Raw genomic sequence first — 13599 nt, forward strand, 5'->3', positions numbered from 1 at the left:
AGCTATCTCTCATATATACGGATATGTGAATATATTAGATATAAAAAAGCACGCGTCAATGCGCGTGCCGTTGCTGTCATCAAAAATTCATCTAACCCAAACCACTGGCGAAAGTTCGCTGGTTATTCGTGGCAAGGGTTATTCATACTTAGTCGCTTATACCAAGCTACTTGTCTCTTGGCTCCAACGCTGTGCTTCGTTGAGATCTCGTGCCACATCTTCATATGAAAGCCCGAGTAACTCGCAGTAATCCTGCACACCTTGCCAGTCTGCTTTTTCAAAGCATTCTTCGAGATTTAGCAACTCTCCAAATGGTCCTAATCGCTTATTCAACGCTTCTTTAACGGACTCGGTCAGTGGCAATTGTTCGACAATAACGTCGAGGGAGATATCTAACATCGCATCCAGCACCGAAAATAAGCCGATTAGAAAAGCTTGATCTTTGTGTTCATCAAACTTGCGGCGGGTAGCGGTGAGTTGACAGAACTGCGCTCGCTGCAACGACAGGTTATACAGTTCTTTAGGTTTATGATTGGAAATATAAGAAGCAACCGCCAGTGATACGAAGATCTTGAGTCGGTCCTGACCAAGATAAACCAAGGCCTGACGAAACGAAGAAATCGGTACCTCAATGCGTTCCGTTATGCTGTTGACAAAACAGAGTAGCTTATAAGAAAGCGCGACATCTTTAGCCACCAGCTGTTCCACTCGTACAAAGTCGACGTGCGGTTTACACACTTCTTGGAAAAGCTGCATAGCCACAATGTGTTTGGGGCTCACATAGCGTTGCTTGATGATTTCAGGCTTACTGAAAAAATAGCCTTGGAAAAATCGGAAGCCGGCCTCTCGCGCTGAACGGAACTCATCTTCCGTCTCAACTCTTTCCGCGAGATAGCGTTTTCTGCTGCCTCTGGCGAGTTGTTTTTTCACCATCGCACAAGCGGCATCAATCCCCATTGCCATAATATCGAGCTTAATAATTTGCACGTAAGGCAGAAATCTTTCCCACTCAGGCGAATAGACAAAGTCATCCAGAGCAATCAAATAACCTTCGTTATTCAGTTCAATAATTGCTTCCAGAAGCTCATCCGTTGGACGGCAAGTTTCCAGTACTTCAATCACTATTTTTTGCTTAGGAAGAGTCAGTGGCAACCTACGTATCAGGCTGTTATAAGGGAAGTTGATAAAGCAACGAGAGTTATCAATCGCAGGATTGGTCCCAATCGAAAGAAAGTTTTCAACAATCAGACGATAAGTAGCACGATCAGCATCCACATGCTGAGGAAAACTATTTTGCTCGCCGTCACGAAACAACAACTCATACCCTAGAGTGTGTCGTTTCGAATTTAATATCGGCTGTCGTGCTACATAAGTGGTGTACATATTACCTTCAACGAATACAGTTCAATTAAGCTCTATTGAGTGCTCAACATTTGCAATTACACTCATAACTATAGAAGTAAATGGCCAAGGCAATTCAACTCTATGCGATCAGTGAACAACTCACTACGACTGCTTAATTTTTACTCTCCACGAGGACAACAAAAATAACATCAATCGGTCTAAAAGCAAGTAGGCAGATCGATTGCATTTCCGCCTAACTCCCTTATTCTTAACATTCAATTTCAGCCACGACGGCTTTCTAGCACGTAAATTATGAGCCAAAAAAATACAACCTGTCACTCTTATACGCAAGAGTCAAACTTTTCCCAACGTATCGAAAATGAAATCAAAGCATTGTGGGAACAGCGACAAGAAGGATTTCTGCAATCATTTGATAGAAAACAACTTTACTGGTGCAAAATCACATCCCAAGAGCACAGCAAAGCCATAGTGGTCGTGAATGGCAGAATTGAATCCTGTTGGAAATACCAAGAACTGTTTTACGATCTCTTCCAGCAAGGCTATGACATTTATTCTTTTGACCATCGAGGACAAGGTCTGTCTGAACGCTTAATCGACAACAAGCAGATGGGTTATGTGGATGAGTTTCAGAATTATCTGACGGATATGAACGATCTGGTTAAGCACTTTAGCCTCAGCCATTATCAACAGCGCTTTGTGCTCGCTCACTCAATGGGCGGCGCAGTGACCGCACGATATCTACAAACGCATCCGCAGCATCCTTTTGATGCCGTCGCTTTTAGTGCTCCAATGTTCGGTATTAACGTTCCATGGCAGATCCGACCGATAGCCATTACCCTGACGCAGGTGTTAACCGCAACGGCCAGCAAGCCAACCTATGCTCCCGGCTATACGGACTACTATCCAAAACCTTTTGAAGATAACCCTCTGACTCAGTGTGAAGTGCGCTATCGCTGGTTCCGTGAGTTATATGAGCAGAAGCCTGAACTGAAACTGGGAGGCCCAAGCACTCGCTGGGTATGGCAAAGCTTGATGGCAACCAAGCAGTGCATTCAGCTCACAAGGCAGATCACCATTCCGACATTAGTGCTGCAAGGTGGCAAAGATACCATCGTCAGTAATGCCGCACAGATAAAGTTTATCGCCCGATTAGCCAAGACCAACCCGAACAGCGAGCTGTTGATGATTCTTGATGCAAAACACGAAATTCTTTTTGAGAAAGATGAATTCCGCAATCAGGCATTGGATGCAGTACTGAAGCATTTCTCCAACGCAGAAAAAGCTGCTGATTAAGCGGCAATCTTGTCTGAGAACAAATAGGGAAATGACGGATAAAAAGGTTTTCCCTCTTTTTTCGATCCTTTTTGGCATACACTTAAGCCCAATGAACGGCAATTAATATCATATCTGACGTAGTTAAGAGAGAGACATGAGCGTAGTAAGTAACGAAAACCCAATCAAAATCGTGGCTTCTGATCTGGATGGCACCCTATTGGCGCCGGATCACAAGCTCAGTGCTTTCTCGAAGAAAACGCTAAAAGAGCTACATGCAAAAGGCTTCACTTTTATCTTTGCAACAGGACGTCACCATGTTGATGTTGCGGGTATTCGCGAAATCGCAGGTATCCCAGCTTATATGATTACCTCTAACGGTGCTCGTGTTCACGACCAGAACGATGCTGAGATGTACAGCAAAAACGTACCTCAGGATTTAGTACAAGCGATTATTGATTTAGTTAAAGAAGATAAACGAATCGTCACTCATATCTACCGTAACGATACTTGGTTGATGAGCCGTGAAGATGAAGCCCTGCGTGAATATCACAACGAGTCTGGCTTCCATTATCAGCTGTTTGATATCAATAATGCTCCTACTGACGGTATCGCAAAAGTCTTCTTCACCAATGAAGACCACGACCATGAAATGCTGGTTGTTTATGAGAATCTGATTAACGAAAAATTCGCAGGTCAAGTGAATGTAGCCTTCTCTACGCCTTATTGCTTGGAGGTGATGGGCGCTGGCGTTTCTAAAGGTGATGCGCTTAAAGCGGTGGCTGAATCTTTGAATCTAACATTGGAAAACTGCATCGCATTTGGTGACGGCATGAACGATGTAGAGATGCTATCCATGGCTGGAAAAGGTCTGGTGATGGGTACCGCTCATGAAAAAGTGATGAAAGCGTTACCTAAAGTCGAAGTGATTGGTAGCCATGCGGATGATGCTGTCGCGCATTACCTTCACGAGCACCTGTTTTAACTGACAGGCCATCCTGAAAGAGTACAAACCGTTTTTTAAAGAGTCCCCCTACTCTTTAATCAGGCAGCACACGCTGCCTGTTTTTTTAGCGTGCAGACTTACCCAACTCTTCTTTACTTAAAATCGCCTGCCACTCTTGCTCTGAAACTGGCATGATCGACAAGCGGTTGCCTTTTTTCACTAACGCTAACTCACTAAGCTCAGGCATAGCCTTTAGTACACCAAGTGGAATCAAACGTTTTGTTTTACGTACAAATTCCACATCCACCATAACCCAGCGTGGATTTTCTGGGCTCGACTTTGCATCGAAATAGTCGCTTTCAGGGTCGAATGCAAAATGGTCTGAATAGGCTTCACGCACGACTTTGGCAATCCCTGCGACCCCCACATTTTTGCAAGATGAATGATAAATTAGAACTAAATCGCCAATTCTGATGTCATCACGTAACATGTTTCTCGCTTGGTAGTTTCTCACCCCTTCCCAGCAAGAAACTTGTTGGATGCGTAAAGTATCAATCGAAAAGGTGTCTGGTTCAGTTTTGAATAACCAATATGCCATAATGAAATCCGTTCGTTTTTGCCATGAGGAAAAGCAACCATGAAGGTGCTGATTACCCCAATTGCCATTTTATCGGCTTGTCTTTTACAAGCTTGTTCAACAACGTCATCTGCGCCTGAGTCTATGCAAGATAACGTAAAAGCCAGTTTAGATCAGCCTTCCAGCGTCAAGCCTCAGACTTTCATCATGCGCGGAGAAGTTGTGGTTGGCAGTGACACACGAACGTTCACGCCTTGTGGCAGCAACCAGCAATTCCTGCTCGATATGCTGGCCTCTTTAGTGCAGCAAACCATGAAGCTTTCTCATTCACCTTATCAGGCCATGTACGGTGAACTGATTGGTCATTTAACACCACCGAGCAAAACCAGCTACAAAGGCGACTACAGTGCGAAATTTGTGGTAGAGAACATCAATATCATCAGTGCAGAAAACCCTAAGCGCTGCCAACGACCAAGTTCTCCAACTACCGCATTCGGTACTGAACCAAACTGGAACATTAAGCTGGGTAAAGACAAATTAACTTTCCAGCCAATGGGTGAAGAACCACAGATCACCACGTTAAAAGGCAGTGAAATTTCACCAGCCACACGCCATTACCAGTTTAAGGGCGGTCAACTTACTCTTGTACGTCAAACCTGTTCTGATGGCATGAGTGACAGTTTGTACGGTTGGTCTTCCAACCTCACCTTGGCCAATCGCAGCTACAAAGGTTGTGCGACGCTAGGCAACAGTGATCCGACACTATCATGGACAGGAGAGTACTTCGCCAGCTCGACACAAAACACCAACTTTAGTGTCAACCTAACGCTGAGCAGCGACCACACAGCAACCACTGAATACACTTATAGCAATGGCGATCCCGCTATAGTTGAAAAAGGCTATTGGCAACAACTGAATCAAACACAAGTACAAGTGGTGATGACTCACCACCAGCAGCAATACTTGGTATCCGAGCGAATTTTCACCAAGCAAGATAAGCAGCTTATTGCTGAGAAAGAACGAGTGGGCAACATCGTCTATCCAATTGCGAACGGCGGCTTAGTTTTGTTTTCTGCCAAAGGCACAACCGAGTAATTGAAAGTATGTCGTTAGATTCAGAGTCTCAAGCTTCAAACGGTGCGTGCCCCAAATGCGGATTGCGTTTGCAATGCGTCTGCCAAAACATCCCGATGTTAGACAGCGACATGCCGTTGTCGCTGCTGATGCATGAAAATGAGTATCTGCGGGAAACCAACACAGGAAAATGGCTGCTTGAAGCTCTGCCTTTGTGCCAAGAGTTCAAATGGAGCCGAGTGGAAGAAAGCCGATCGCTTGTTGCAAGAATTAGCAACAGTGAATACCTCTCTTTTCTGGTATACCCAAGTGAAGAGAGCATTCCTTTAGATGTGGCGTTAGAAACCGCCAAACAACTCAGTAAGAGCGCACATTTTATTGTTCTTGACGGAACCTGGCAGGAAGCGAAGAAAATGGAGCGCAAAAGCCCGTGGCTGGATGATGTTCCAAGAGTTCACCTTACCCCAAGTCAGGTATCAAACTACCAGCTGAGGCGTAATCAAAGCGACGGACACCTATGTACACTAGAGGTTGCCAGCGAGATTCTGGCGATAAGCGGAAACCTTAGTGATGCAGAAAAACTCAATCATTTCCTCGCCCATTTCAGCAAGGTTTATCAGGCGGATAAAAGCGGACATGTCTATTAGTGTCCGCTTGCTTGTAAGGCGAGAAAACTAGCTTAGACGGCTTGGTTGACCAAGATAGAAGCCTTGCAGGTAATCAATGCCCATATCCTCACTGATTCGGCAAACCTCTTCATTGTGAACAAACTCGGCAACCGTTTTTGCATCGAGCACCTGACATAGCCTGACAAGCTGCTGGGCAATTTTACGTTGCTTGACGTCTTTATCGATATTACGAATCAGGCTACCGTCGAGCTTAATAATCTGAGGTTCTAACTTCACAATCTCATCAATATTGGAATAACCGCATCCAAAGTCATCGACAATGATTGAAGCCCCCAGAGAGCGGAAATGATTACACACTTCAATCATGTGCCCGTAATCTTTGATTTGCTCCGTTTCTAACACTTCCAGACCGACTCTGGTTGGGTCAGCCAATTTCTGGATTGCGTCTTCTAAATGACGAAGCGTTTTGTCACTCATAAAATCTTGTGGCGACAAGTTGATAGAAAACGACTCGCTGCGAGAGTGCATTAGCTCAAAAGTTCGAGATATCATTTGGCGACTTAAGCGCGAGTATAGATGCGTCCCTTCGACAATAGGTAGAAAGCGCCCCGGCAGTATTATTTCACCATCATCTTCGATACGAACCAAACATTCATAAGACGACAGTTCATGGGTGTTCGCTTTCACTATCGGCTGAGCAAAAACCTGAACATTATTGCCAAGCACAGCTCTGCTGACACATGATAGCCAGCTTAATTGCTCCTGCCTGACCTGCTCTCGGGTAAGTAAATCACTGGCGCAATAAAAATGTCGGTTCTGATTTTGCGCAAAGCGGCGCGCTTCAATAGATCGCAACAGTAAGTCATCTTTACCTGCATCGGGGAAATCCCTTCGACTGACAAAACCAGCACAGAGTGAGACAGATAAGTAATCCACCTCAGGCAAACCATAAGGTTCAAAGTTGAAGTTTTCTAGCTGCTCAACAAAGGCCGAAAATTGCTGGTGGATGTAGTCGCTACCATAATCACTGCGAAACACACATGCCCACTCACCTACGCCAATCGCATATAATGTGCTTCGCCCCGCCAGCATTTGATTCATATATTGCTGAAAATGGTCGCTCAAGTCTTGCAGAAGTTGGTCACCTACTTGGTAACCGTATTTTTCGTTAATACGGCTGAAGTTGGTTAATTTTAGGGTGATCAGGTGATCGTCCTTACCCATTAATGACAAACGTTCACGCAGTGCTTCTCGGTTTGGTAAACCAGTACGCCTATCAACACGATAACTGGAAGTGAGCAGTGACGCCTGAGTCTGAATCTTCTGCTCAAGGTTCTGATTCATTCTGTCGACATCGGCCAGCGCGTTACGTATTAAGCAGAATAACGGAGCAATAACATTGTGCCCTTGGGCTTCTTCAGATGAGTGGTCTTCAATACTCTCTGCTTCACCTTCGCGTAACGCCAGATAGGTCATGCTGTGATGCAGCACTTGCTGATGTTCACCAGTACGAGTCAATTCACCCGCACAGTAAGTGCCGTAAGAATTAGCCACTCGTTGCAATGGGAGCAACTCCGTGTTTTCTTCCATAAATTGCAGGCGAGACAAACAGTTATATACAAAAATCTGCTCTGGCTGAAATTTCGATAAACGTTCAGCTCCAAGCTGAACCTGACCAAGAGTTAATGAAGGGTGATCGAAGCAAAATCGAACTTCATCGCCGATATGCAATTCACGATTAAGTAAGATGCCGTCTTCAGTAAGACTTAATGGCAAGTAGACATCTTGCTGCTTACTGTCACCTTTAATCAACGGAAAATGTTGCAGCAACTCGACTGGGACAGATTTAGAATCACCCAAATAACGGTCATAAATTGCATGGACAGGTTCACCATCTAGACACTGCAAATTCCGCTCTGAGGATTTCGTTACCCTAAACGGGCGTCCAATAGGGTTCCATTCCGTATAACTGTCGCCCGTGATATGCAGAGATTCACCGTGAAGTGCAGAAGCAACCAACGAGTTTTCATAACACTTATTACCTAATAGCACCCAACGACCATTGTCTGTTGGGCAAGACGCACCACCAAAAATAGGCACGCTTGAAAACTGACTGAACTGGGTAATTCTCTCACGTCGAGTGAACTCCATTCGGTCAGTAAAACAAATGATCGCTTTGGTATCAGCCTTAAGTTTGAGTCTTTGTGCAAGCTTGCTGCAGTCCACAAGCAACTGATCGGTATAGTTCACCACGGTCGAACTCAGCGTCACATTCTGAAACTGAGTAAAAATAAGCAAAGTTGCGTTTTGATGAATTGAACCTTGGTGAATCACATATGATGAGCTCATACCAACAATATGAGCGTTTGGATAGACACCCATGAGTTGGTTAGCAATTTCAACAACTTCGTTCTGCGGCTGATTAGAAAATAACTGAATAAGTGTTATGCCATCATTGTTAACAGCATTTTCATCAATAACATTCTTTACAGATTGCTCAGAGGTGATTAGTAGCGATGACGTGAACATGAACGTTGGCTAGCCCGACTAATGGAGAAAGATTCACATCAAAGCGTTATGAATCTTTTGTTATTATTGTTAATAATTATACTGCATGGACGCATAGGTATGTCATCTTATGAGTTGTGATAATTGCTCAATTTGATTAATTTCGAGATCTGGAAGGATTTTAGCCTTACGCGTTGCAAGTAATGTGAGACCTCGATCATTATACCAACACGCTTGAAAGCCGTGCTTCTTAGCCCCCATCACATCTTTTACGGGATGATCTCCGACATGCAAGATGGATTGCGCGGGCAAGCCTAAAAATTCCTGCGCACGTAAAAACATATCCGGATACGGTTTTGCATGTCCGTCAGGGCCGGCTCTTAATATCAGCTGAAAATACTGGGCTAAACCGATTTTCTCAGGATCAACATTGCCATTAGTAATCGCCACCAACGGAATTTTTGCAGCAAGCTCAGCAAGAACTTTATGTGTCTCATCAGGCACATCCACTAAGTTGCGCAGCCGATGTACTTCCAGCATCGCATCGGTAGCCGCGATACGCGCATCAGTTTCCGAATAACCTAATAACATCAAGCCTTGACGAATTTGCTCAAAACGCCACAAGCTCACATCATGCGGTAACCAAGGGTCATCCTTAGCTAATTTGGCTTTTAATGCTTTCCACCATACTAATGGTTTGCTCGCCGTCACTGGGTGATGCTGAAACAGCCAAAGAGCTACTTGCTCTTCGACATGATGAATGACCGGACGATTGTCATAAAGGGTATCATCCAGATCAAATGTCATCGCCTGAATGGGTGAAAGGCTGCGATAAACTTGCATCACTCACTCCTTATCTTTGTTTTGCTTACGCTTATGAGCTCTTGGATGGGCTTGGTCGTAAACCTGCGCTAAATGTTGGAAATCCAAGTGAGTGTAGATTTGAGTTGTCGAGATATTCTCGTGCCCGAGCAACTCTTGCACAGCCCTAAGGTTATTACTTGATTCCAGTACGTGTGTGGCAAACGAGTGACGCAGTTTGTGAGGGCTGATATGGCTCGGAACCGCTTGTTTCTGTCCCCACTCTGCCATACGTTTTTGCACACTTCGGTGAGAGATTCGGCTACCCAGCTTAGAGACAAATAACCCGTCTTCATCTGCGTTTGCTAGCTGCCCACGAATTTTCAACCAGTTGTTCAGCCACTCTTTCGCCATTCCAGAAAAAGGAGCGACACGTTCTTTGTTCCCTTTACCGACCACACGTATTTCACCAGCGCTGAAGTTAACGTCTTTGACATTAATCGATACCAGCTCAGCCAAACGCAAACCAGCACCATACATCAGCTCCATGATGGCGCGATCACGAATAGACAGAGGGTCATCTTCATTCACTTCGAGCAGTTGCGCCATTTCGTCTACATCAAGGTTTTTCGGCAAAGGACGCTTTTTCCTTGGTGCAGACACCCCTTTGGCGGGATTGGCATTCATTTCGCCACGCAATATCAGAAAATCAAAGAAACTACGCAGTGAAGAAAGACGAGTGGCGATGCTGCTCTCTTTCATTCCCGAACGCATACCTTTACTGGCAAGCTGACGCACCCAACCGGCATCAACATTTATCCAACCGTCGACGCCGACAGACATGAGATACAAACCCATGCTCTCTAACTGCTGCTTATAATTTCGCTGCGTATAAAGACTTAGGCCTTTCTCACTGCGTAAGTACTCATAAAAGCGCTCTAGAGGCTCAGCAAAGTTAGTTGACAAATGAGGTGTTGATTCGCTCATGGGACTCCTGCTGCCAAGGTAAGGTGTCGATTAAATGAGAAACGACTAAAGCAAGATGGCGCAAGAACAGAGTATCCATAGAAGGTTGGAAGTGACCGCCGTCTTCACTAGCAAACGCCAATATCCCCAACGGGTTACGTTTAACTAACGGCAAAATCACGTAAGAGCCCATTTCGGGTGCAAATCGTTCTTCACCGACCAATTTTCCACCAAATAACTGTTCACCAAACAGCAGATGGCGATCAGCTTTTCTCAGGCGGCCAAGGTAAGCGCTTTTGCCATTAAAATGATTGGTCGAAAAACGGCTCCACTGCTCTTTGGATAAGCTGTACTTAGTATCTTGATTGTTCAGCAAACGTACATAACCAATCAGGTTCAATGTACGCGCCTTCTCTTCAATCATGGCACAGACGTCGGCAAAGCATTCACATTTTAATATCTGTTCTTGCAGATCCATGAACTCATGAAAAGTACGATCATTACTCGCAGCTAAAGACATCAAAGAAGTAATTTCTTCTTCTAAATCTTCAATTCGCTGACGCTGACGAGCCATTTGAACGTGAACTAAAGAAACCGAGCCAGACTGCTGGCTCGGTAAAGATAAGCGGTCCACCAACTCTGGGCGGTGCTTAAAAAAGTCTGGGTTATCTTTTAGATACTCAGCAACCACTTCTGCTGTCAGAGCATCTGCTTCCAGTTGTGACAAAACGATGTATTCCTTAACAACAATTCATCCCTTAACTCAGTGGCTTCTTCAATGCAGCCACAAGGAAAAATGAGATTAGCAGGAAACCTGACCGTCATAGACGTGAGTCGCAGGACCTGTCATGTATAACGGATAGCCTAAACCTTTCCACTCGATTTCTAAACGGCCGCCCGGTAGATGAACAACCACTTCGTCATCCAGCAAACCTTGCAGAATACCCACAGCGACTGCCGCACACGCGCCACTTCCGCACGCTTGAGTTTCTCCTGCGCCTCGCTCATAAACACGAAGCTTCACTTCATCACGGCTAACCACTTGCATGAATCCAGCATTGACTCGTTCAGGAAAACGCTCATGGGACTCAAGTAATGGACCTAACGTTTCCACTGCTGCTGTGTCGATATCATCAACAACAGTGACCACGTGTGGGTTACCCATGCTGACAGCGCCGCAAAACAGGGTCTGGTCTTCAACGCGCATGATGTAAGTCTTTTCCATCTGCTTGGCGCGGAAAGGAATTTTGCTTGGTTCGAACTCAGGAACACCCATATTGACAGTGATATCATCGCCATCACCGACATTTAGGATCATCTTGCCCTTTTTGGTGCTGACGCTGATGCTGTACTTATTGGTTAAACCTTTCATACGCACAAAGCGAGCGAAGCAACGGGCACCGTTCCCACACTGTTCTACTTCACTGCCATCAGCATTAAAAATGCGGTAGTGAAAATCCGTTTCCGGATCATAAGGGGCTTCAACCACTAACAGTTGGTCAAACCCCACACCAGTATGACGATCCGCCAAACGGCGGATCAAGTCTGGAGAAAAATAGGTGTTCTGAGTAATGCAATCCACAACCATGAAGTCATTACCCAAACCATGCATTTTAGAAAAGTGGAAGTGCATAATAGGTCACTTTACTCCGGCAAAATATTTTCTAGAGCCCATAGGCTACTTAATTCTTCACGCTTACGCACAAGGTGAACCTTATCGCCATCAACCATCACTTCCGCCGCTCGGGCACGAGTGTTGTAGTTTGATGACATGGTAAAGCCATAAGCCCCCGCAGAACGCACTGCCAGAAGATCACCCGCTTCCAATACCAAAGAACGGTCTTTACCTAGGAAGTCGCCAGTTTCACAAACTGGGCCAACTAAATCGTAAGTTGTTGGCTCACCTTCACGAGGAACCAGCGGAATGATGTCTTGCCAAGCTTGGTAAAGCGCAGGACGAATCAAATCGTTCATTGCCGCATCAATAATGGCGAAGTTCTTGTGTTCAGTGTGTTTCAGGAATTCGACTTTGGTTAACAACACACCCGCGTTAGCCGCAATCGCACGTCCCGGCTCAAAAATCAGCTCAAGGTCTTGATGGTTCTGCAAACGAGCAAGCAGTGCTTTCGCATAGTCAGAAGGTTGCGGAGGTAGTTCATCGCGATAGATAACACCTAAGCCACCACCCACATCAAGGTGCTTAATCTTGATGCCAGAAGCGGTTAACTCATCAATTAACGCCAGCAGACGATCTGTTGCATCAATGAAAGGTTCAATCGCTGTAAGCTGAGAACCGATGTGACAGTCAATACCGCATACCGATAGATTCTCTAAACTTTGAGCCAGACGGTAAGCGTGTGGTGCGCGGTCAAAAGCGATACCAAATTTGTTATCGCGCAAACCTGTCGAAATGTAAGGGTGAGTTTTGGCATCCACATCAGGGTTAATACGCAGTGAAATCGGCGCTTTCACACCAAGCTCACCCGCCACTTTGTTCAAGCGTTCTAGTTCTGGCTCTGACTCTACGTTGAAGCATTTAATCTTAAGCTCCAAAGCGCGTTTCATCTCAGCTTCGGTTTTACCCACACCTGAGAACACCACTTTAGCCGGATCACCACCAGCTGCGATAACACGTTCAAGTTCACCGCCCGAAACAATATCGAAGCCAGAACCCAAACGAGCTAATGTATTTAATACGCCGATGTTTGAGTTTGCTTTCACCGCATAACAAACAAGGTGCGGATGATCTGCCACAGATTTATCAAACGCATGCCAGTGACGTTCTAATGTTGCGCGAGAATACACGTATAAAGGAGTGCCAAACTGCTCCGCAAGTTGCGTTAAAGCGACGTTTTCCGCCCAAAGCTGGCCATCATCCTGATAATTGAAGTAATCCAAAATTCTTTCCCTTATTTTTTCATTCGTTATTTATTAGAGCGTTATTTGCTCTGCTCACTGTTTTGAGCGTCGTCTGGCATATAGAGTGGCCCTGTTTGCCCGCACCCTGCTAATGCAAGTGCAGACAAAAGAAATAGTGCTGTAATGGACTTTTTCATTTTGCATATCGTGATTATTGATTCAATGCCCCCTATAATCGCACCACAATCAGGAAAAGCAATAGGACAGATAGGATGAACGAGACTGAATTTCATCAACTGGTCGATAGCCAGATGCAAATCATCGAACAAGCCATTGATGATTCGGGTGCCGATATCGATTATGAAACGACGGGTAACGTGATGACGTTAGAGTTTGACGACCGCAGCCAAATCATAATCAACCGCCAAGAACCGATGAAAGAGATCTGGCTGGCATCTAAATCAGGCGGTTTCCACTTCCAGTGGCAAGACGAACAATGGATCTGCTCTAAAACGGGTGTTGAGCTTATCAGTATGGTTAAGCAAGAGTGTGAAAAACACGCTGGCGAAGAGATTGACTGGGAATAAAACCCTGCGCCTTAC

The 13599-nt window shown here is 45.2% G+C and carries 14 protein-coding genes; 5 read left to right on the forward strand and 9 right to left on the reverse strand.

The genetic code is table 11. The annotated features are described in order from the left end of the window. Positions 1–156: 156 nt before the first annotated feature. The gene (locus AAGA51_RS14730; protein ID WP_042488016.1) at positions 157–1383 is read right to left on the reverse strand and encodes an EAL and HDOD domain-containing protein; all 1227 of its coding nucleotides are present in this window, start codon (positions 1381–1383) and stop codon (positions 157–159) included. Positions 1384–1656: 273 nt separating this feature from the next. Here AAGA51_RS14730 and AAGA51_RS14735 point away from each other — a divergent pair, with 273 nt between their 5' ends. Together AAGA51_RS14735 and AAGA51_RS14740 are read left to right on the forward strand one after the other, a co-directional pair. Then, a complete protein-coding gene (locus AAGA51_RS14735; RefSeq protein WP_042488014.1) occupies positions 1657–2658 on the forward strand; it encodes an alpha/beta fold hydrolase in 1002 nt (333 codons plus the stop codon). 136 nt (positions 2659–2794) lie between these two features. After that, entirely contained in the window at positions 2795–3622 is an 828-nt protein-coding gene (locus AAGA51_RS14740) for a Cof-type HAD-IIB family hydrolase (RefSeq protein ID WP_042488012.1), read from the forward strand. Positions 3623–3707: 85 nt separating this feature from the next. On the opposite strand, the gene AAGA51_RS14745 is transcribed toward AAGA51_RS14740, so the two are convergent. Further along, complete coding sequence (locus AAGA51_RS14745) at positions 3708–4181, reverse strand: EVE domain-containing protein (RefSeq protein WP_042488009.1); 474 nt, start codon at positions 4179–4181, stop codon at positions 3708–3710. Between the two features lie 39 nt (positions 4182–4220). Here AAGA51_RS14745 and AAGA51_RS14750 point away from each other — a divergent pair, with 39 nt between their 5' ends. Together AAGA51_RS14750 and AAGA51_RS14755 are read left to right on the forward strand one after the other, a co-directional pair. Further along, positions 4221–5255, forward strand: a complete 1035-nt coding sequence (locus AAGA51_RS14750) for a COG3650 family protein (protein WP_042488006.1) — start codon at positions 4221–4223, stop codon at positions 5253–5255. An 8-nt stretch (positions 5256–5263) separates the two neighbouring features. Next, positions 5264–5881 (forward strand): tRNA-uridine aminocarboxypropyltransferase, encoded by a 618-nt coding sequence (locus AAGA51_RS14755; RefSeq protein ID WP_081878744.1) that lies wholly within the window; start codon positions 5264–5266, stop codon positions 5879–5881. A 27-nt stretch (positions 5882–5908) separates the two neighbouring features. Here the strand turns inward: AAGA51_RS14755 and AAGA51_RS14760 are convergent, their stop codons facing one another. The 7 genes from AAGA51_RS14760 to lptM form a co-directional block, all read right to left on the reverse strand. Further along, positions 5909–8392 (reverse strand): bifunctional diguanylate cyclase/phosphodiesterase, encoded by a 2484-nt coding sequence (locus AAGA51_RS14760; protein ID WP_042488004.1) that lies wholly within the window; start codon positions 8390–8392, stop codon positions 5909–5911. A gap of 102 nt (positions 8393–8494) precedes the next feature. Beyond that, positions 8495–9214 (reverse strand): 5-amino-6-(5-phospho-D-ribitylamino)uracil phosphatase YigB, encoded by a 720-nt coding sequence (yigB, locus tag AAGA51_RS14765; RefSeq protein WP_042488001.1) that lies wholly within the window; start codon positions 9212–9214, stop codon positions 8495–8497. 3 nt (positions 9215–9217) lie between these two features. Then, positions 9218–10159 (reverse strand): tyrosine recombinase XerC, encoded by a 942-nt coding sequence (gene xerC / locus AAGA51_RS14770; protein ID WP_042487998.1) that lies wholly within the window; start codon positions 10157–10159, stop codon positions 9218–9220. Beyond that, positions 10128–10865: a DUF484 family protein gene (locus AAGA51_RS14775; protein WP_042487995.1), complete on the reverse strand. Its 738-nt coding sequence runs from the start codon at positions 10863–10865 to the stop codon at positions 10128–10130. The genes xerC and AAGA51_RS14775 overlap by 32 nt, the downstream gene beginning before the upstream one ends. A 75-nt stretch (positions 10866–10940) precedes the next feature. Then, positions 10941–11771 (reverse strand): diaminopimelate epimerase, encoded by an 831-nt coding sequence (dapF, locus tag AAGA51_RS14780; RefSeq protein ID WP_042487992.1) that lies wholly within the window; start codon positions 11769–11771, stop codon positions 10941–10943. Between the two features lie 11 nt (positions 11772–11782). Next, on the reverse strand, positions 11783–13036 hold the full coding sequence (gene lysA, locus AAGA51_RS14785; RefSeq protein ID WP_042487990.1) for a diaminopimelate decarboxylase: 1254 nt from the start codon (positions 13034–13036) through the stop codon (positions 11783–11785). A 41-nt stretch (positions 13037–13077) separates the two neighbouring features. Further along, on the reverse strand, positions 13078–13194 hold the full coding sequence (lptM, locus tag AAGA51_RS22030) for an LPS translocon maturation chaperone LptM (protein ID WP_414628718.1): 117 nt from the start codon (positions 13192–13194) through the stop codon (positions 13078–13080). Positions 13195–13269: 75 nt separating this feature from the next. On the opposite strand from lptM, the gene cyaY reads away from it, so the two are divergent. Next, positions 13270–13584: an iron donor protein CyaY gene (gene cyaY, locus AAGA51_RS14795; protein ID WP_042487987.1), complete on the forward strand. Its 315-nt coding sequence runs from the start codon at positions 13270–13272 to the stop codon at positions 13582–13584. The last annotated feature ends 15 nt before the right edge of the window (positions 13585–13599 follow it).

The sequence above is a fragment of the Vibrio diazotrophicus genome (assembly GCF_038452265.1).
Lineage (GTDB): Bacteria > Pseudomonadota > Gammaproteobacteria > Enterobacterales > Vibrionaceae > Vibrio > Vibrio diazotrophicus.

Excerpts from the sequence above, each read along its gene's own strand:
- cyaY (WP_042487987.1), top strand. The coding sequence starts at position 13,270 with ATGAACGAGACTGAATTTCATCAACTGGTCGATAGCCAGATGCAAATC.
- AAGA51_RS14750 (WP_042488006.1), top strand. The coding sequence starts at position 4,221 with ATGAAGGTGCTGATTACCCCAATTGCCATTTTATCGGCTTGTCTTTTA.
- AAGA51_RS14755 (WP_081878744.1), top strand. The coding sequence starts at position 5,264 with ATGTCGTTAGATTCAGAGTCTCAAGCTTCAAACGGTGCGTGCCCCAAA.
- yigB (WP_042488001.1), bottom strand. The coding sequence starts at position 9,214 with ATGCAAGTTTATCGCAGCCTTTCACCCATTCAGGCGATGACATTTGAT.
- xerC (WP_042487998.1), bottom strand. The coding sequence starts at position 10,159 with ATGAGCGAATCAACACCTCATTTGTCAACTAACTTTGCTGAGCCTCTA.
- lptM (WP_414628718.1), bottom strand. The coding sequence starts at position 13,194 with ATGAAAAAGTCCATTACAGCACTATTTCTTTTGTCTGCACTTGCATTA.
- AAGA51_RS14730 (WP_042488016.1), bottom strand. The coding sequence starts at position 1,383 with ATGTACACCACTTATGTAGCACGACAGCCGATATTAAATTCGAAACGA.
- AAGA51_RS14740 (WP_042488012.1), top strand. The coding sequence starts at position 2,795 with ATGAGCGTAGTAAGTAACGAAAACCCAATCAAAATCGTGGCTTCTGAT.
- AAGA51_RS14760 (WP_042488004.1), bottom strand. The coding sequence starts at position 8,392 with ATGTTCACGTCATCGCTACTAATCACCTCTGAGCAATCTGTAAAGAAT.
- AAGA51_RS14745 (WP_042488009.1), bottom strand. The coding sequence starts at position 4,181 with ATGGCATATTGGTTATTCAAAACTGAACCAGACACCTTTTCGATTGAT.
- AAGA51_RS14735 (WP_042488014.1), top strand. The coding sequence starts at position 1,657 with ATGAGCCAAAAAAATACAACCTGTCACTCTTATACGCAAGAGTCAAAC.
- dapF (WP_042487992.1), bottom strand. The coding sequence starts at position 11,771 with ATGCACTTCCACTTTTCTAAAATGCATGGTTTGGGTAATGACTTCATG.